This is a genomic window from Acanthopleuribacter pedis, assembly GCF_017377855.1.
Taxonomy (GTDB): domain Bacteria; phylum Acidobacteriota; class Holophagae; order Acanthopleuribacterales; family Acanthopleuribacteraceae; genus Acanthopleuribacter; species Acanthopleuribacter pedis.
In genome coordinates this window covers 62,024-81,896 of the sequence record NZ_JAFREP010000020.1, presented here as the reverse complement: position 1 = coordinate 81,896, position 19,873 = coordinate 62,024, and the positions used below count along the sequence as shown (strand labels likewise).

Below are 19,873 nucleotides of genomic sequence, written 5' to 3'. Positions count from 1 at the left end.
GCGCCAGGGTTCCAGCTTTTCGCGACATCCCCTCGTGAGCGAGACGGGTTAGTGGAGTACGACGGCCAGGCAGGTTGTGAAACCGAAAACCAGGGAAACCACCCCGTTCATGGTGAAAAAAGCCATGTCTACCTTTTCCAAATTCCCGCCGCGCACAAGGTTGTGTTCGTAAACCAAACAGGCGACCACCATTGCCAAACCCAGCCAATAAACGGGATGGAGCGGGGTGTTAAAACCGATGGCGACCAATACCGCGATCATGGCCACATGCAGAACCTTGGAGAGCAGCAAGCTGTTGTGTACGCCCAGACGGGTTGGAATGCTGTTGAGGCGGTTGGCGCGGTCAAAATCCAAATCCTGACAGGCGTAAATGATGTCGAAACCGGCCGTCCAACCCGTGACCGCCAAACCCAACGCCAACGGCAGTGGGTGAATCTCGCCGGCGACCGCGACCCATGCGCCAAAGGGGGCCAGACCCAAGGCGGCGCCCAGCCAGACGTGGCACAGCGCGGTAAATCGTTTGGTAAAGCTGTAACCCAACAGCCAGGCAAGCACCAGCGGGGAGAGCATGAAGGCCAGTGGGTTGAGCATCCACGCCGAGGCGATAAATAACAGGCTGCAAACGATGGTGAAACCCAGGGTGTAGGCGGCGCTGAGGCGGCCGGCGGGAATGGAACGCATTGCCGTGCGCGGATTTTGGCCGTCGATATCGGCGTCGAGCCAGCGGTTGAACGCCATCGCCGCCGAGCGGGCGCAAACCATGGCGAGCACAATCAATGCGAGCGTGGACCACTCCGGCACGCCGCCGGCGGCCATAAAAGCCGCGACCAAGGCGAACGGCAGCGCAAACACGCTGTGTTCGATTTTGATCATTTTCATCGTTTCTACAAATGCCGCGGTCATGGTTGGCTCCTCGTTAGGCTTGGGGATTGGGTGGACCCGTGGGCGTGGGGTTCCAGCGTCTGACGGCCTGATCGGCGACTTCTAAGTGGTCGATAATGCGGTCGACCACCGAGTCCACCAAGTCGGTGACGGTTTGGGGTTGATGGTAAAAACCCGGTGAAGCGGGCATGATTACCGCGCCGGCCTCGCGCAAGGTGACCATGGCGCGCAGGCTGATCAGGGAAAGCGGAGTTTCCCGCGGGACCACAATCAACGTGCGGCCTTCCTTCAACTGGACCGCCGCCGCGCGATGCACCAAGTTTTCGGCCATCCCGATCGCCATGGCGCTTAAGCTGCTCATGCTGCAGGGGACCACCACCAAACTCTCCAACCCATTGGAGCCGGAGGCGATGGAGGCGCCGATATTGCGCGTGCCGTGAACCACGCAGCCCTCGGTATTGATGTCGCCCCACTTCATGTTCTCTTCGTCGTGGAGCACGCGTTTGCCGCCCTCGGATGCGACCAAATGCAGCTCGAGCTCGGGAAAGGCGCGCAGACGTTCCAAGGTGCGTAAAAAGTAGGCGACACCACTGGCGCCCGTCAGGGCTAAACCAATGCGACGTCGGGGTGTTTGCATGAACAGGTCCTTGGTCGGCGGCGGTGAATTCGGGGAATCACCGCCGTCTTTGTTTTAATTTAAGACGTGAATCGCGTGACCTTTGGCTTTCTTGGCCGCTTCCATCAGCGCTTCGGTTAAGGTTGGGTGTGGGTGGATGGTCAGGCTGAGGTCGTCCAGGAACGCGCCCATCTCGATGCCGAGGGTCGCCTCGCCGATGAGATCGCCCGCGTTGTGGCCGACAATGACCACGCCCAACACTTCTTCCGTTTCTTTGTCCGCGATGATCTTGACAAAACCCTCGGTGTCGTTGCCTGCTTTGGCTTTACCCAAGGCTGCAAAAGGGAAGTTGCCGACGGAAATTTCGCGGCCGGAGGCGCGTGCCTCGTCCTCGCTTTTGCCGACCGTGGCGATTTCGGGATCGGTGAAAACCACCGCGGGGCAAACCTTGGCGTCGGCTTTGGCCGCGTGGCCGGCGATGACCTCGGCGGCGATTTCACCTTGGTAGGACGCGTGGTGGGCCAGCATCGGTTGACCGGCCACGTCGCCGATGGCAAAGATGTTGGGTACATTGGTGCGCAGTTGGTCGTCAATCTTAATAAAGCCGTGGTCGTCCAAGTGAATGCCCGCGTTTTCCAGACCGATCCCGCCCGTGTTGGGGCGACGGCCGACCGTGACACATACGTAATCGGTGTCGATGGTGAGGTCTTTGCCTTTGTGTTCCACCGTCAATTGCACGCCGTTTTCCGTTTCTTGGTAACCCTTGGCCTTGGCGCCGGTCAACACCTGGAACTTGCCTTTTTTCAGCTTGCGGGTCATGGCCTTTACCACGTCCTTATCAAAGCCGGGCAGCACGCTGTCCATCATTTCGACCACGGTTACCTCGGCGCCCAGCTTGCGGTACACAAAACCCAGTTCCAGGCCGATGTAGCCGCCGCCGATCAGCGTCATGTGTTTTGGGATCTCGGTGAGGCCTAAGGCGCCGGTGGAGTCGATGATGCGTTTGCCGACGGGGAAGGTGGGAATGTGAATCGGGGAGGAGCCGGTGGCGATGATGAGGTTTTCAAAACTGACTTTGGTTTCGGAGCCGTCCGCGGCCATCACGCGCAGGTTGTTGGTGCCCATGATGGTGCCGGTCCCTTCTAACACCTTGGCGCCGTTTTTGGTGACCAAGGTTTTAATGCCGCCGGTCAACTGACCAACCAACTTATTTTTCCAGGCTTGGGTTTTGCTGAAGTCAATGGCCGGGGCCTCGGCGGTGATGCCGAAATCGTTCATTTTGCCGATGGACTCAAAGGATTTGGCGACGTGGATCAGAGCCTTGGACGGAATACAGCCGACGTTGAGGCAAACCCCGCCATAGTACTCTTTTTCGACGAGCAAGGTGTCCACGCCGAGTTGGGCCAAACGAATGGCGGCGACGTAACCGCCGGGTCCCGCGCCCAGCACGACACTGTTAACTTTGAGTTCATTCATGAATCCTTCCTCCGGATCGTGTTAATTGGAACCATCAAAAACGGGGTCGTCCGGGGCGGAAAAAACGGAAACAGGCAAGGGATAAGCCATGGCGGACGACCGGATGCGCGGGCGGTTTTTCTACCGCAAACCCGCCTCACCCGTAATCCCTACAAGGGGTAGGCTCGGCTGGAAAAAGGGGCGGTGAAAACCTGGATTGGGTTCGTGCCGGCCCGCCGCATCACAACAGCGCTCACATTCTAGCGCAAAACCCGCGGTGGATGTTGTTGATCAGGATGGGCTGTTTTGTTGGGTTTGGTGTCCTATTTTTGGTTGGGCTGGGCCTAGGAATGCGTCATGACCGTTGGGCTGGGCTTGGTATCCGTCATTTCTCAGCAGGATGGGAGGATGAATTGAGGATGGCGATGGGCGGTGTTTCCCTGTTGTGATGGATCGCGCATGGGATGATGCCGTCGCTTCGTTGATCCGAAAACGCTTGAACCTGGCGGTGATCGGCCAAGATTTATAAAAGCAGTCGTTTACAGGTGTCTGTCCCCGCGTCCCCTGTCCCCGTGTCCCCTGTCCCTATGTTCGGGTGTTCTCAGCGTTGTTGTTTCGCATGGTTTGATGCAAAACATCAGGATTCCAGAAGGCCGGATCGTGACCCATGCAGCGCAAGCGGAGCCAAAAAATTGGAGGGACCCGACCGAGCTTGCTCGGTTGGGAGGTCCCGATTTTTTGGCGGAGCGGTCCTTGACGCGGGTGGTGACGCGCTAAACTCGATGTCGGTCGGCGGGGCGAAGGCTTCATCAACATCAGTCTTTCCGTCGGCCGTGAGATTTCTAAGCGGGTCGGCCCCACCCGTGTCAAGGATGCGCGGTGGAAGGCCTGCACGGCCGCGGACCCAACGCTCTTTTTCCCAGAGGTTGCCAACGTGGGCTTGGCTTGAAGGTTAGCGAATGGTGCGTAATCCAATTTACCCGGTATCGAAGTCTGGAGGCAACATTCGCAAGGTCAGTTGTTTACAGGTGTCCGTCCCAGAATGTTCCTTTAAGCGGGTCGGCCCCACCCGTGTCAAGGATGCGCGGTGGAAGGCCTGCACGGCCGCGGACCCAACGCTCTTTTTCCCAGAGGTTGCCAACGTGGGCCTCACTTGATCGTTACCCTACGACGTGTTTCGCAAAAAAAACCGGTTATTACGGTGTTGCTGGGGTAAGAAACATTTAAGTCATTCGTTTACAGGGGGCTGTCCCTGGGCGCTTCTTTTCTGTCCCGATTTCCGCTTCTTAGGGTGTGAAGTCCTGATTGAACGGGTTGTGATCGGTGTTGTCCGTGATTTTGATGAAACCGTGCTTGGTTTGTTCGTGGCACATGTTGCAGGATTTAACCAAATTCTTAAAGGCTACCTTGCTGCCGGCCCAGTCGCCTTTCTTGATGCGCGCTTCCAGTTCCTCAACGTGGGGCAGGGTCATCACCTTGGCGGGTTGGGCGATGGGCATGCCGTCATAGGTCGTTACCTCGTCGATCACCGTCTCCAGGTTTTCTTCCAGCTCGTGTTGGTAAAAAGTGGCCAGGGGCTGGTTTTGTGCGGCAATCGCCAATCCCAGCTTCTGGGTGTAACGCTGCATGTGGCTCATGTACAAGGCGAGTTCGGGTTCTTCACGGCCGTGTTCCGCGCCCGCCGCCGGGGTCAAGCTAAAGGAAGCTTTGGCAAACGGGTTTTCGCCGGGAAGGGGCGGGGGGTCGGAACGAAGGCTGCTAAAGTCGCTGATAAGCAAGAGGTTGATGCACAAGGAAAAGGCCAGCAGGGCGCACAGGCTAACGGTCTTCAAGCGCAGTGGCGCGGCCGGGGGTTTTAGGCGATGGATTCCGGTATCTTCCAAGAAATTGTGCGATGAACTCGGTGATTGCGACATCAAGCAGTCGACTCCTCATGTGGTGTGGGTGAACCCTATTCTACAGAACGCGATGTGGTTCGTGTTTGTGATTCCCTAACTTACCTTTGCTTTTTGTTGTTAATCGGTGGCGAAAGAAGGCCGAATGCGCGTGAATTAGCGCGAGGAAAGAAGGATGTTGTCGTTTAGATAGTGCCGAAATGACGGCAAAAAACCGAAAAAACCCTGGTGGCAAGCGGGGGGGGAGCAGTTCTGCTGCCCTGAAGATCGCATTAAAACACGGAAAATAAGACGGACTCAAGTACTTGCTGTTGTGCGGCAATCGCCGAGTTTTGAAAAGGTGACCTCGGTAACCGAAAACGGCTTTCCCCGAAATGTTTTTCAGGGAAAGCCGTGGTTGGATGGTCTTGGGTGTGCCTATTGCGCCTGGCAGGGGCCTTCCGGGCAAGCGCCGTTGAGGCATGCCGCCAAATCCCGAATGGTGCGCAGGCTTTCCGGTGTGGTGCATGCCTGTCGCCGGCAGGTAGCCAAGTTGGTGGCCCTTGGCCGTGGGAATCACTCCCGCGTAGCGCGCGCGATCATCGGTTCACTAAATGGTGGAACCATCATTTTGAAAAATGCAGGACCCGCGAAGCGACTTTTGTCTTGGTGAAGTCTGAGTTGTCGGCTTATTTGGGACTTCGTTCGTAAAAAAAAAGCGCCTTACGCCTTATCCAGAATCAGATCGAAGCGGCGGCAGGGGCTTTTGCCGTCCGCGTGGGGTTTCAGTTGGGGAATGGTGGCGATATCGACCTCGGCGGCGATCAGCGCGGCGCGTTGGGCCCGCGGCACCGAGTCGAGCACGGGATCCTGATCGCGTACCGCCGCGAAGCGATCACCCGCGAAATGCATTTCGGTTACCAGTTGGCGGAAGCCGTTTTTGTGGACCTTGTAATGGATGTGGGGCGCGCGGCTGAAACCGGGACTGCCGTAACGTACCGGCAAAATGGTTTTGAAGAAGTAGGCGCCCTGTTGGTCGGTAATCGCGTGGGCGAAATAAGCAAAGCCGGGATCGTGGCTGTCGCCGGGTGTTGCGTCCTGCCGGTAGCGGCCGTTGTTGTCGCATTGCCAAATCTCCACGGCCGCGCCGAAGATCGGCTTGCAATCGCGGTCCAACACCTGGCCAAAAACAAAGGTGGGTTCGCCCGCCGCTTTGCCGCCCTGGGTTAAATCGACCAACTTGGGAATGGTAACCGCGGGATAAAAGGGGCCGGGCCCCATGCGCGGGGTGATCGGACAATCCGCCGCCACATTTGCGGCTAACCCGCCGCCCAGAACACCCGCCACACCCTTAAGCCAATGCCGTCGCGTCACCATGGAAACCCCCCGTTTTTGTGTGTTTTGGTTCATCCTTGGTGTTTCCTACGTTTTAATGGGGGTTTCAGGTTTCTTTTGAAGCAGTGAAATGCGTAAAAAACTTCGTTAGAAAGATCTTGTCTCCAAAAAACGGTTCGTGGTTAAGTGACCAAGATCCCCTATGTGAGGCGTTGCTGTGTATATTCGCAAGCTAGAACTCAAGGACTTTCGCTGTTTTTCGTCGGTAGAACTCGACCTGGCGAGAGCCGACGGTGAATATGCCGGCTGGACGGTTTTTGCCGGTCGCAATGGGTCGGGAAAGTCGACGTTGCTCCAAGCGATGGCTGCCTTGGTAACTGGTTTTGGGGAAGGCCTCTTTGACCCAGCCGCATTGCGCCGCCATGGTCAAGCGCGTTGGACCGGCTCGCTTTTCCTGGAAAAAGGCAAAACGGATCAGACCGATGCAATGGATTTGACCTGTCGGCTTCACTGGAGCGAACAGTTTCGAAAAGATGATCGAGGCCTCCAAGGTATTGAATATCTCGAAGAGCCAGGTTGTCTTCTTTTGGGATACGGCCCTTATCGCCGGTTGAACGAGCGTAGCGGTGACGCCCTTTCTTTTGCTAAGTCCCGGTTTTGGGCTGATCGTTTACAGACACTTTTTCGCAACGATGCCGCGCTAACTGACGCGATAACCTGGTTGCGAGAGGTTGATTACCGGAGCCTAAAAGGCGACCGGCGCGGACGTTTTCAAAAATTGAAAGACCAATCGATCCAAATTTTGAGTGATGGTTTGTTCCCGACGGGTGTGTCCGTACTGGATGTGGACGCTGAAGGCCTCAAGGTGAGAAGTGGCGATCAAGTCACGACATTGGAGCAACTAAGCGACGGTTACAAAGCGGTTGCCGCCCTTGTGGTTGATATCTTGCGGCACATTGTCCGGTCCTTTGGTGATTTAGATTTTCGCATGCTAAAAAGCGAGGGAAAGCCCTATCCGGTGAGCTACCGCGAGGGGATTGTCCTTATTGATGAAGTAGAAACCCATCTCCATTTGTCCTGGCAACGGGAGATCGGATTTTGGCTAAAAAAGCACTTTCCCAAAATTCAGTTCTTGGTCACAACCCACAGTCCTTTTGTTTGCCAGGCCGCGGATTCGCGGGGCATCATTCGCCTTCCAGATCCCGACTCCGGTGCGCCTGTCGCTCATTTAGCAGCCGACCAATTCGACATCGTAGTCAATGGAAACACGGCCGATGCGGCGACCTCGGATCTCTTTGGTTTGCCCTTTGCCCATGCGGATCATGCTGAAGCATTAAGAACCCGGTTCGCTGAACTGGAAGCAGCACTGCTTTATGAAGACCTGAGCCCGGAGGCACGCCGGGAGAAGCGTGAGGCCTTCAATCGGCTTCAAGCACGATTACCCCTGGGGTTACAGGAGCGATGAACAAACTTCACCGCCTCTCACTCTCCAAACATACCCAAAATGTTTTATCCGGCAGACATACGAAAGTTGTCGATTCTTCGATGACCTTGACCTATACCGACCGTTCAGGAGGCGAGGTTGAACTGACGGAGACGGATGAAAAGGCGGAACGTCTCTGGCGAAACCGGGGACGCACGAAAGCGGATCAGGAAATCTTAAAACGGCTGAAGTTTTCCGCCGGTGGTAATTGGAGTTATTGTGAGTCGAATGAACTTTCGCAGGTAGACCACTTCTACCCAAGATCGCGGTATTCTGAGCGGTGTTTCTTGTGGGACAACTACGTTGGCGCTTGTGGTCCTTGTAATGCCGCCAAAGGCGATGCCTTTCCTTTGGATTCAGGTACGCCGTTGTTGCTTAATCCTTATATTGAGGATGCATTGGACTACTTCTTTTTTTCTCCCAAAACCGGGAAGTTGGTGATTCGTCGCGATATAAGTAGGCATGATCAGGAACGCGCTCGGCTAACACTTGGAACTCTTGAGCTGAACCGAAGAGAAAAGGCACGCAAAATCCACTTTAGAACCTGTGTTGCGGCGATCAAAGAATATGCAAAGGCGAAGTTGGCCGGCGATTCCGGAAAAATGGCGGACCTTCGCGAGAGTATGTTGGAACGAAATCATTCCGTTCTGAGTTTTCTGCTGCTTCTTTGGCGTAGGAATATGCTTGATTGGGACCTTTCCGATGCCCTGGCTCGCGCCGGCGAAATTGCAGATTGGGTTAAAGTCGTTCGGGATGACGAGGCGCTACTGCGAGAACTTTTATTTAAGGTCCTGGACCAGGTTGCTGTTGAATTGGGAGAGCTATGTTTGACATTCGAGGACGGCAGCCTCCTTTATTTGTGTCGTTTTTCCCGACGAATTGCGCTTGCCGATACGGCGTCCAAATTAAGCGAAAGCAGGTTGGTGGATTTTGAAGTGCTGGACCGGGAGTTAATTCTTGTTTTTGATCGATGTAGGGTAACCCTTGATCGAAGCGCTGATCAGTGCATGTTTTTCGTTCAAGATGATCGTCTGCTGGGTGTGTGGTAGCCATAAAGGTGAGGGCGGCACGGGTGGTCTTGGTTGTGAGTTGTTTTGCATCACAACTGAAAAAGGCCTGTTAGGGGATCGTTTCCCTGGAATATGATTACGGACGTTGGGGTTGATTTGTCTGTAAGGTTATTGTATCTAGTTGTTTGTGGGCTTGTTGGGGACGATGCTTTTTCACGTGGTAGATGACGTTCGCCGGCGCGGAAAGACCGGAACCGCTGTGATTTAGTTGACATTTGCGCAGGGTTCCTTTGCAAACCGAATAGGGACTGGCTAGGATAATCGTTGCAATAAGGAGCGTGCCAGTTGCTCCTTCTAAAACCCTATATGAACGTCCTTTTTACGGCGTATTCATGTATTGTATTGCGGTTTTTGCTCTGCTTGATAACAAGCAATATTTCAAGATGATGCACCTTTATTCATTGTTTTATAACAAGGGAAACCATTCATGAATTCCCCGGGTGCCTTCTTGCTTTTTTGGTTGTTGTCGCGATTGGAACGGATGGAGGGCTTTTGTCTACCGAATGATCGGAAGCTCATGGACTTGCATTCGTTACCTGTTCCACTACCATTGAATTCAATCATCACAAACGGGACATTCTGCTGCCGGCAAAATGTTTGAAAATACCGTCGCCCGCCTTTGGCGCAAACCAGGTTACCCGCGTTATCGCGTTCTTTTGGTTTGCGGTGAACCCTTTATTGGGTTCACCCGGTGACGCCCAGCGATGCGTCGTGTCTTGCGACGGGTGGCGGTGTTTTCAATAAATCAATCGCGGCTGGGATCCTGTATGTCTATTCATCATCTTTTATGATGCCGTCAATCATACTATCTTATTTTTGATAGCGCATTGTGAATCAGGATTACTGGGACGGCCGGGCAACCTTTCGTCTGCCTTCTTCCGGCCTCGCCCCAGCCGCGTCTTTTGTGATGAGTCACAGATGAGGAGAAAATAGAATGAGAATCACTGCAATCTATGCGCTGATATGCGCTCTGGTGCTTTGCTTTTTTTGGACCAGCGCTTTGGCCGGTCCGGCCAACCCCGACGCCGTCGTTTGGCTCGGTGAGGAAAACGGCCGTTTTGCCGCGCGCATTGTCGGCGATGAATGGGTGAACTACCTGGAAAAAGACGGGTTCACCATTGTAGAAAACGAACGAACCGGGCGCTGGGAATACGCCGCGCGCGGCAAACGCGGCGGGTTGATACCCTCCGGGATCGAAGTCCTTCCCAACCAAGAGGTGCCGGTCGGCGTGCAGAAACACCTGCGCCCCGGTCGTTCCTACAAGGAACTGCGCCAGTCTTACTTTCCCACCGCGGCGGCGCAAGCCGAGGATCACGGCCACGGTGTCCAGCCGATGGAACGGGCCGCCCATCATAAATACGATCCCGAGTTGGTGGCCGGCCCGCGCGATCTCTTGTTTATCCGGGTCGCCTTTGCCGACCAAGGCTTCGACACCATGGCTCAGGATTGGGATGATCTCATTTTCGACGACACGCCCGGTCGCAAAACGGTCAAAAACTTTTACGAGGACAACTCCTTCGGTTTGATCCAAACCCGCGGCGTCGCCCATCGCCAGGGCGGGCAACCGCGTGGCATTGTGTCGGTTCGCCTCGACAACATCAACCATCCCAACACCGGCCGCTCCAACATGAGCGCCGCTCAAAAGTACCAGGTTGAAACCCGTTGGATTAACGCGGCTTTGGCCGAGGCCGCGCGGTTCGTGGATTTCGCCGCGATGGACGACAACCGCGACGGTCGTCTCACCCTGGATGAAACCGTGGTTTATTTCATTGTCGCCGGCTACGACGCCGCCTCTACCGCCAAAACCCCCAACGTGTGGGGACATAAATGGAGCGCTTGGCGTCGCGGCGATGTGATGGCCGGCGGTGTGGAACTGCCGTCTTGGGCGCTTAACGGCGAGTTAACCAATGATGACGGCATTCACCCGATGGGTGTGATCGCTCACGAATTGGGCCACTTGATGTGCGGTCTGCCCGACCTCTACGACATCAATCGCGGTAATGCCGGGATGGGTATTTTTTCCCTAATGGCGGGTGGTTCTTGGGGTTACGAGCCCGGGGAACGAGGTGGCACCACGCCGGTTGCCATGGACGCATGGTCGCGTTATTTCTTGCAGTGGAGCCAGGCGCGCCAACCCGCCGACGGGGAATCACTGGACTTTGACGCTGCGCTACGCGACCGCGAAACGCCGGTCCTGTTTCAGGGCGGCAAGGGCAACGACGAATTCTTCCTGGTCGAAAACCGTGCGCCGGTCGGCTGGGACCGCGGCATGATTCCGCGCCTCTCCCAGCGTGTGAACGGTCAGCGTCAGGATTGGACCGGTGGCCTGTTAATCCAACACATCGATACCACGCAAGGAAACGGTGGTAACGATCTCAATAGTTCGGCCAACGCCCGCCAAGGCGTGACCGTGGTCGAGGCTTCCAATGTCGCCGGCTCCCTGTTGGCGCAAAACTACTCGATGGGTCACCATACCCACCTTTTCTACGAGGGCAACGTGGACCAGTGGCATGCCGACACCACGCCCGGCAGCCGCTACTACGACGGCTCCGATTCCGGCTTTGCCTTATTTAACATTTCCGCGCCGGGCATCGCCATGTCGGCCGATACCCGAGCCGGTGGTGGCGACGGTGGCGACGGTGGCGACGGTGGCGACGGTGGCGACGGTTCCGGCGAGGTTGTTACGCTGAGTAACCCCGCCGAACTGGTTGGCTTACGTGCCGCCGCCAAAACCATGGCCTACTACAAATTGTCGGTTCCCTCCGGCGCGGTGAACCTGCGTTTCGAAACCCGCGGTGGCTCCGGTGATGCCGACCTTTACCTGCAACGCAACCAACGCGCCACGACCGAACAGTATTTGGCCAAATCAACCGATCCCGCGACCAACGAGGTCATCCAAATCGCTAATCCGACGGCGGGCGATTACTTCCTTGCCGTCCACGCTTGGAGTGCCTACAACGGCATGGGTCTGACCGCTTCTTACCAAATCCCGGATCGCGACTTGGTCAACGGCACCCCGGTAACTGTTTCCGGTGCCGCCAACCAAGGGCAATGGTTCAAAATTGATGTTCCGTCCGGCGCGCGTCGCTTGACGCTCTCCCTGAGCGGTGGTTCCGGTGACGGCGAATTGTTTGTCTCCTACAACCAACGCCCCGAACGCTTCAGCCACCAATGGGCTTCCGAACAACCCGGCAACGCCGAGGTGATGGTGTTCGAAGAACCCGCGGCCGGAACCTATTACGCGTTGGTTTGGGGTTACAGTGATTTTCGTGACGCACGCCTGTTGGCAAGCTACGAGGTGGGTGTTACCTACAATGATTCCGGGCGACTGGGCGGCTACGGCTATACCGATTACCGCATCGAAGTCGGCGGCGGGACCATTAACGTCGACCTGACCGGACGCGGGAGCGGCGACGCCGATCTTTACCTGTGGGGCCCGAGTGGCCGTATCGTGGCGGCATCGCTACAATCAGGGAACAACGCGCAAATCAACTACAACACCAACGGCGCGGCCGGCACCTATTGGGTTCGTGTTTATAACGACAGCCGATACAGTGTCAGCTACAACCTCGCCATTCAGTACCGTTAGCGAAGAGGGTTCCCCTAGGGGAACCACTTCACCCAACCCATGAAAACCGCCGCGGACGCTTGGGGCAAATGCCCACGTTCGCGGCGGTTTTTCTTGGTGTTCCAGGGCAACCCCGCAACCAAAAACTCATCGAGTTTTGATCCTATTTTCGAGCGGCCTGACGATAATGCCGGATCCAAGCACCGCCACGCGGATTCACCGCGTCGTATCAAGGGGTTCCCGTTGTTACCGTACCAAATTGCCGCCGCCGTCGTTGTCGTTTACCTTGTGTACCGGGTCCACATCCGCCTGCGTTTGTCGCGCGCCAAGCACCCTTCGTTGCGCGGCCATGCCAAGATGTCGCGGCGTATGGCCAAGTTGGTGCCGTTTTTCGAATACGATGCAGCCCGCTTTTTTCGCTGCGACGATGCCCCCGCGGCGGTCGCCGACCAACGCAAGCAAGCCTTCCACCGCCTCGCCGACACCTTTCGCCGCAAGGCACCCAAAACCCTGGCGGTTAGCGAACGTTTGGAAGCCGGTATCTCCGATGTGTTTTTTACCAACCACTACCGGGTGCCTTTTCCCTTTCGCAATTACGTGCGCAACCATCTGAAGATCGGCCACCTAGTCGCCGCTTCCGAGGGCACCCGTGTCCGCGATTTGGACGGCAATTGGTCCCATGATTTAACCGGCTCTTACGGCGTGAACCTGTTTGGCTACGACTTTTACAAAGAATGCATGCAAGAGGGTTACGAGATGGTGAAGGACCTGGGGCCGGTCCTGGGCAAGTACCATCCCGTCATTGCCGACAACGTCAAACGCCTCAAAGAAATTTCCGGTTTGGACGAGGTCTCCTTCCACATGTCCGGCACCGAGGCCGTGATGCAGGCGGTGCGTCTGGCGCGTTACCATACCGGCCGACCCCGGCTGGTGCGTTTCTGTGGGGCGTACCACGGTTGGTGGGACGGGGTGCAACCCGGCGTCGGCAACGTGCGCGGCAACCACGACGTGTACACCCTCAAAGACATGGACGCCGACACTTTATGGGTCCTGCGCACCCGCAAGGATATTGCCTGCGTGTTGGTCAACCCGCTACAAGCCCTGCACCCCAACGCCAATGCGCCGGGCGACGCGATGCTGATCAACAGTAATCGCAAGGCGGCCTACGACGGCGAGGCCTACGCGGCCTGGCTGCGCGAACTGCGCGCGGTTTGCACCGAGCGCGGTATCGTGCTGATTTTCGACGAGGTGTTTGTCGGGTTCCGTCTGGCCTACCGCGGCGCGCAGGAGTTTTTCGGGGTCAACGCCGACATGGTTACCTACGGCAAAACCCTGGGCGGCGGGTATCCGGTCGGCGTGGTTTGCGGCAAGGCGCATTTGATGAAACGGTTCCGAGAAAACCGGCCCACCGATTTGTGTTTCGCACGGGGGACCTTTAACGCGCATCCGGTGGTGATGGGCGCGATGAACGCGTTCCTGCGCAAGGTGTCGGCGCCGGAACGATTGGCCGCTTACACGGGGATCGAGGCCTTCTGGAACGCGCGGGTCGCCAAACTCAACACCCTGCTCGCCGATGCAAACATCCCGGTTCGCGTGGCCAATCTGGTTTCGATCTGGACCATCACCTACACCCGGCCCAGCCGTTACAACTGGATGTTCCAGTACTACTTGCGTGCCGAGGGTTTGTCCCTGAGCTGGGTTGGTAGCGGGCGCATCATCATGAGCCATAACTTTAGCGATGCGGCCTTTGACGCGGTTTGCGCCCAGTTTGTGGCGGCGGCGAAGGCCATGGACGGCGACGGCTGGTGGTGGCAAAGCGAAACCCTCACCGACAAGGCCATCAAACGCGGATTCATGAAAGACATGCTGCGCGCCCGTTTTTCCTTCCAAAAAGCGGGCGCGGCGCCAAGCACGGGCATGGAACCCCAACGCAACAAACCTTAGAACCTGTCCTTGTTGGCCGAACCACCTTGGCCCTACCATCGCTTTTTCTTTGGTCGCGAAATGAGAAAGAGAACAAAGCAGCGCGATAAGCGCCGGATCTTCAGCCAATACCCCGCGCTCTAATCGTGCCTCTTAGGAGGAATCCTTTTGTTCGCGAGAAGGCGGGGCGCGTCGCCGAAGGCCCGCCCCGCGTTGTTCGAGGCTCCTAGGTTTCTCGAACCGGTTGGGGGGCCGCGTTTTGTCGGGCCGTTTCTTTCGCCATTTCTTTGGCGCCTTGGCGCAGGCAGCGCAGGGCGTCGCCGCTGAACAGGATGATAATGGGAATGTTGACCCAGAGCATGGCGCCCGTGCCAAGCATGGTGAGTTGGTTGATCTCCTGGGCGGTTTGCAGCAGGCCCGAGGCCGAAATCACCGTGACCCCGCAGTAAACCAACCGGTAGGGGAGCACCCACTTTTCGCCGAAGGAAAAGACCACGCCTTGTTCGCCGTAATAGGACCAGGAGATCATAGTGGAGAGGGCGAAGAACCAGGTGGCCAGGGTGACCAACCAGCGGCCCAGCCCCGGCTGGACGCGGTCGAAGGAAAACGCCGTCAGCGAGGCGCCGTCGAAGCGCAGGAAACAGCCCGAGGTGGCCGCAATAGGTTGGCTGTCCGCCTGGACCGGCTGCCAGGAGATGCGCGGTTGACCGTCCGCCGCCGGCGCCGCGACCACCCCGTTCATCAGCAGGCCGGTTTGGCTGTCGTCGGCGAAGCGCAACGGCAGGAACACCGCGCGACCCGGTTCCAGGGTTTCGTCCAGCGAGGGTTCCACCAGGGTGTCGTTTAAGGTCCAGCTACCGTCGGCGCTCGCTTGCAGTGCGATGGGTTCGGGGATGTTCAGGTCCGGGCTTCGGTTCCAGGAGCCGCTGAGCAAAATGACAAAGGCGGTTAAGGTACAGACAACCAGGGTATCGATGAAGGGTTCCAAGCCGGCGACGATGCCCTCGTGGGCGGGATGGTTGGTTTTGACCGCGGCGTGGGCCATGGCGGAAGAGCCTTGACCGGCCTCGTTGGAGAAAAAGGCGCGTTGCATGCCGGTGCTGAAGGCCCAACCGGCGGTGCCGCCGATGAAGGCGCCCTGGGCGGAAAGGGGCGCGAAAGCCGAGCTGAAAATGAGGGACAACACGTCGGGAAGTTGGTCGAAGCTGACGGCGACCACGTAGAGCGCGGCGAGCAGGTAGCAGCCACACATGAAGGGCACAATTTTACCGGCGACTTTGCCGATACGGGATACGCCGCCCAAAATGACGACCGCGACCAGCGCGCCGAGCAAGCCGCCGACCAGGGGGCCGGGTAAGCCGAGGTATTGTTCGGTGACCACGGCCGTGTTCCATGCTTGGAAGGCGTTGCCCCCGGTGAAGGCCGCCACCAGCAGCGCGACGACGAACGAAAATGCGAAGAAACGGCCCAGTCCGGCGAGGGCCGGGTATTTTTGTTTAAAACCGCGTTCCATCACGTACATCGGCCCGCCGTGGGGGTTGTCGGGATCGCTGGTGTCGCGGTGCATCATCGAGAGGGTGACCTCGGTTGACTTGAGTGCCATGCCGAGGAAACCGACCACCCACATCCAAAACACCGAACCCGGGCCGCCGATGCCGATGGCGAGGGCGACCCCGCCGATGTTGCCGAGCCCGACGGTGGCGGAAAGCGCGGCCGAAAGTGCCTGAAAGTGGCTGATGGCACCGGGACCTTCCTCCTTGGGGCCGCGTCCGAAGACCAAGGGAATGCCTTGGCGCAGTGCTTGGAATTGGATCAGGCGACCGCGCAGAGTCAGGTACAGGCCGCAGCCCAGCAAAACATACAAAATGGCCGGGTGCCACAGCACCCCGTTGATCGCGGCGGTGATGCCGTTAAAGGTCGTTCGAAAAGCTTCCCATGTCATAGACTTCGCCCCTTTTCCGTTTTGGAAACAAGGATAAAGGGCGTGGCCGGGGCGCGCTATTCACCAACCTCCGGCTTGGATTGCGGGAAATGCGGAGGTGGGTGGAGGTGGTACGCCCGCATTTCTCACAAGGGTTTCGGCTTGGTAGTAGAATTCCTTGTGAGAAATGCGGGTTAGCCGGAATAGGGTTTGACCTCGGCGATGGTCCACCGCGTGCCGAGTCGGTAGTGGTGATCCTCGGTTTGGATGAGGGTGGGGTCGTTGAGCCGGGCGCGCAAGGCGTGGATGTGGCGCGCCGCCGCGTTGGAGATTTCCGCGTTGCCCGCGTCCTCTGGCGCCAGGCGGCGCCCGACCTCGCGCACCGGTAAACCAGGCCCCGCGTCGAGGAAGGCCGTCACCAGGCCTTGCCAGGTCTCGAACTCCTTCGTGTCGCGTTTGAGTAGAAGCTCGTTTTTGCCCGAGCGGGTTTTGAGCCGCGTTCCCAGGAGTTTGGTTTGGCGGCGGCGATCATGCCACAGCACCAAATCGCAAAAGGTCTGGGGTTGCAGGGGTTCCCGGGGATCGTCGTTGAGCCAGAGTTCCTGGGGCCAGCCGTCGGGGCCCGGTAGCCGGCACAGCAGCGGGAAAGTGCGGCGCCGGAAGCGTTGGAGCACGGGCACCAGTAATTCGGGGAGACGGTGTTTGGCCAAAACCTCGCGGGGATCGAAACCCACCTCGAAGAGATCGGCCCCGAAGGTGGCCTCGAAGCCGGATTTGTTGGACATGAACCGGCAGTGGGGCGGCAAGGTGGCGAACATGCCGCGAATCGTGTTGGCCAGGTAAATTGATTCCCACCAGCGTTCGTCCGGGAGGAAGCGCAAGGTGCCGAGTTGGATATCTTGCAGCAACAAACCGCCGGGTCGCAATAAACCGGCCACCGTGCGGCAATAGGTCGGGGTGTCCTCGAAGCAGGCGGGCGGCAAGGTGACGAGCCGTTCGCGGTCCGCGGCGGGGATGACGCCGGGATTGACGGCGGCGGCGACGGTGACGTCCGGGGCCTGGGCCAGCCAATCGGCCGCGGCGGCGTCGGTATCCGGGCCGGGCCGGTCCAAACAGACCAGGCACAACTGGGCCGCGATTTCGGGAGCATCCGACAGCAACATTTGCAGGATTTCCCCAATGTGATACAAGTGGTCTTCAACCACCACAATTGGTTTTCGTTGCGTGCCCTCGTCGAGGTTCATGGTGCGTACCGTCCTAAACGTCTTTATTCTAGTTTGAAAGAACGGGTCTGCCAACCTGGCTCAAAGGAGATGTTTTGCCGCAATCAAAACGCCGCGATGTGCTGCAACCGATCCCCACGCGCGTGCTCTACCTCGGCGTGTTGGTGGTCTTTTCCGCTTCGCTGCTTACCCTTTACCAGGTGGTGATCGACTGGCGCGGCCGGGTCGAAACCAGCCGCGCCCGTGCCCTCTACGAAATGGTCCACACGACGGTGCCGACGCGACCCACGGATACACCCGGGGTCGTGGCTTGGCTAAACGGCGAGGTGCGCCGTTTCCTCCAGACCCAGGCCGGCGCCTTCCCGCAATCGCTGCTTTCATGGCAACGGGGCAAAGATATACCGCCGCCACTCGACAACCTGGGTGATGTGTTGTTGGCGGGCACGGGGGCACCCTTGGCGCCCATGCCGCAAAACCTGGACCTCGAAACCCCAACCGTGGATTTGCAGTTGCGCACCCAATTCTTCGCGACCCAATCCGGTGAGCCATTTGTGGTGACCCGGCGAACCGCGCTGGGCGCCGCCGATTTAAGCGATCCCGACAACCGATCCAACCGCTTCCTGCAGGACGCCTTGACCGCGATCAATGCCGCCAAAAGCGAGCTCGACCGCGCGCGACCCGAGCGCCGCAACGGGGTACAGATCGTGCGTTTTTTTGCCTTGTGTGAGGACGGGACCATGGTCACCAAACCTTATCTCGCCCAAAATGCCGATGCCGACGCCACGCGGCGCGCACTGCAACGGGAAGGCGCCGAGCTGCGCAAACGGCCGTTGTTGCCCAGTTTGGTTTCCAACGAATTCTTTTTCACCTTTGATTACAGCGAACCGGCACACCCTTTCTATTCAGGTCTGTATTTGGATTTGGCCGGTTCCGGGTTGATTGCCAGCCTCAGCGTTCCCCTTGCCGGACAAGACGGTCGGCTCAAGGGTTTGATCGGCATGGACATCGCTTTTGACATCGATTGGGATGCCTTTACCCGCCATATCGGCGCCCCCCTTGAGGCGGCGCTTGTCTCCCCCGAAACGGAGCCGGAACCCGGGGCCCATCCCTGGCGTCGGCTGGTGGCGCACATCGAGGCACCTCCTGCCTTGAAACAGGCGCTTTTGTCCTTGGCGAGCACGGACACGCCACCTTCGCGCTACCAAACCCCAACCAGCATTCACCACGGTTATGTCGCGGGGACCGGGGCGCTAACGGCTTTTGCCGTGAAACGCGGTACTTGGTTGGTGCTGCTGTTCCCCCACACCGAACCCCGCTTTCCCTGGTTCTCCACCGCGCTGCTCGTCGGTCTGTTCCTCGCCCTGTTGGTGGGGTTCGAATGGAGTCGTTACCGCGGCGAGGTCGCGCGACGCCACGCGGTCGCCGAATTTAACGAGAAACAAAACCTGCTGAACAGCATGAACATTCCCCTCTCCGTGGTGGATCCCAACACGGAGGAAGTGATTTTCGGGAACCAGGCGGCCCAAGAGTTGGGGATCCGGCCCGGCCGCCGCTTCCGCGAGTTGATTCCCGAGGAACCCGCGGTGCGCGAGCATTACGAACACATGCAATTCGCCGGTGACGCGGCGCGACGGGCCTATGGTTTGCCGCTCGACGTGCCGGGGGGACGGCGTTACGCCGTGATCCGTTCGATTGCGGTGACCGCGCCCATCGCGGGCATCCAAGCGGAGGCCCATCATCGCCTCGGCGTGTTGTTTATTCTGGAACCGCAACGGGACCTGGGTTTGTACAACCAAGCTTTGGTGACCGCCACCCAACAAGACATTCGCAACAAATTAACGGGCCTGCTGAACCACGGGGTCGACACCCTGGCGCGGGTGCTGCACCGAACCCTGGCCCGCGGCGGCCAAGACGCTTTCGCGCTCTGGCTGGCGGGCTACGTATCCAACCGCATCCATGTCATCGCTTGGCTTTTGAGCCATTGGGAAGAAACGCCGCCCCTGCCGGCGGAGTATGCGGTAAGCGCGGGCAACCTGACCCAAACCCTGCAGCGATTGGAAGAGGTGTTTGCGGTGGTGCGCGACGACGCCCACCTGCGCGCCCAGCTCAACTGGAACAACGGCGTGTTGGCGGAAAGCGACGGCGAGGGTCCGGTCTTTGAGGTGGAGCTTGATTGGCCGGAAGCTTTCCAAGTCATCATTCCATTGCGCGGCGGGATGGGTTTTTTCCTGCACGAGGTACTGGTGAACGCGGTGCGTCACGGTTGTCCGGGCGACCGGCCGCTGCTGCGCATTGAGTTGGATCCGGTGGCCCGCCAGATTCATTTCTGTGCGGAGAACCGCACCGAGGCTGAACCCTTGGAAGGGGAGACCAAAGCTTACGGCGGCAAAGCGTTGCTGGCGTCCACGGCGCGCCTGTTCGGCTGGCACAACCTACGATTCTCGCTTGAGGCGGGCAAGTTCCGGGTCGGTTGGTCCATTGACGCCGTCGAACGCGCCGATCAAAACCAGGCGGATTAAGGCG

General features: G+C 58.3%; 12 protein-coding genes. 5 read left to right on the top strand and 7 right to left on the bottom strand.

What is annotated here, in order from left to right; translation table 11 throughout:
- Positions 1 to 48: 48 nt before the first annotated feature.
- The 5 genes from J3U88_RS20600 to J3U88_RS20580 form a co-directional block, all read right to left on the bottom strand.
- On the bottom strand, positions 49 to 903 hold the full coding sequence (locus J3U88_RS20600; RefSeq protein ID WP_207860863.1) for a UbiA-like polyprenyltransferase: 855 nt from the start codon (positions 901 to 903) through the stop codon (positions 49 to 51).
- A 13-nt stretch (positions 904 to 916) separates the two neighbouring features.
- Positions 917 to 1,519 carry a UbiX family flavin prenyltransferase gene (locus J3U88_RS20595; RefSeq protein WP_207860862.1) on the bottom strand — a complete coding sequence of 201 codons (603 nt, stop codon included), beginning with the start codon at positions 1,517 to 1,519 and terminating at the stop codon, positions 917 to 919.
- Positions 1,520 to 1,573: 54 nt separating this feature from the next.
- The gene (gene lpdA, locus J3U88_RS20590) at positions 1,574 to 2,974 is read right to left on the bottom strand and encodes a dihydrolipoyl dehydrogenase (RefSeq protein ID WP_207860861.1); all 1,401 of its coding nucleotides are present in this window, start codon (positions 2,972 to 2,974) and stop codon (positions 1,574 to 1,576) included.
- A 1,265-nt stretch (positions 2,975 to 4,239) separates the two neighbouring features.
- Complete coding sequence (locus J3U88_RS20585) at positions 4,240 to 4,869, bottom strand: hypothetical protein (RefSeq protein ID WP_207860860.1); 630 nt, start codon at positions 4,867 to 4,869, stop codon at positions 4,240 to 4,242.
- Between the two features lie 681 nt (positions 4,870 to 5,550).
- Positions 5,551 to 6,237 (bottom strand): dioxygenase family protein, encoded by a 687-nt coding sequence (locus tag J3U88_RS20580; protein ID WP_207860859.1) that lies wholly within the window; start codon positions 6,235 to 6,237, stop codon positions 5,551 to 5,553.
- Between the two features lie 142 nt (positions 6,238 to 6,379).
- Between J3U88_RS20580 and J3U88_RS20575 the strand changes: the two genes are divergently transcribed.
- The 4 genes from J3U88_RS20575 to J3U88_RS20560 all read left to right on the top strand — a co-directional run bounded on the left by J3U88_RS20575 (position 6,380) and on the right by J3U88_RS20560 (position 14,227).
- The gene (locus tag J3U88_RS20575) at positions 6,380 to 7,627 is read left to right on the top strand and encodes an AAA family ATPase (protein WP_207860858.1); all 1,248 of its coding nucleotides are present in this window, start codon (positions 6,380 to 6,382) and stop codon (positions 7,625 to 7,627) included.
- A complete protein-coding gene (locus J3U88_RS20570; protein WP_207860857.1) occupies positions 7,624 to 8,694 on the top strand; it encodes an HNH endonuclease family protein in 1,071 nt (356 codons plus the stop codon). The genes J3U88_RS20575 and J3U88_RS20570 overlap by 4 nt, the downstream gene beginning before the upstream one ends.
- A gap of 955 nt (positions 8,695 to 9,649) precedes the next feature.
- A complete protein-coding gene (locus J3U88_RS20565) occupies positions 9,650 to 12,304 on the top strand; it encodes a M6 family metalloprotease domain-containing protein (RefSeq protein ID WP_207860856.1) in 2,655 nt (884 codons plus the stop codon).
- 222 nt (positions 12,305 to 12,526) lie between these two features.
- Positions 12,527 to 14,227, top strand: a complete 1,701-nt coding sequence (locus J3U88_RS20560; protein ID WP_207860855.1) for an aminotransferase class III-fold pyridoxal phosphate-dependent enzyme — start codon at positions 12,527 to 12,529, stop codon at positions 14,225 to 14,227.
- Positions 14,228 to 14,432: 205 nt separating this feature from the next.
- On the opposite strand, the gene J3U88_RS20555 is transcribed toward J3U88_RS20560, so the two are convergent.
- Positions 14,433 to 16,148 (bottom strand): alanine/glycine:cation symporter family protein, encoded by a 1,716-nt coding sequence (locus tag J3U88_RS20555; RefSeq protein WP_207860854.1) that lies wholly within the window; start codon positions 16,146 to 16,148, stop codon positions 14,433 to 14,435.
- Between the two features lie 173 nt (positions 16,149 to 16,321).
- Positions 16,322 to 17,371: a hypothetical protein gene (locus J3U88_RS20550; protein ID WP_207860853.1), complete on the bottom strand. Its 1,050-nt coding sequence runs from the start codon at positions 17,369 to 17,371 to the stop codon at positions 16,322 to 16,324.
- A gap of 74 nt (positions 17,372 to 17,445) precedes the next feature.
- On the opposite strand from J3U88_RS20550, the gene J3U88_RS20545 reads away from it, so the two are divergent.
- A complete protein-coding gene (locus J3U88_RS20545; RefSeq protein ID WP_207860852.1) occupies positions 17,446 to 19,869 on the top strand; it encodes a nitrogen regulation protein NR(II) in 2,424 nt (807 codons plus the stop codon).
- The last annotated feature ends 4 nt before the right edge of the window (positions 19,870 to 19,873 follow it).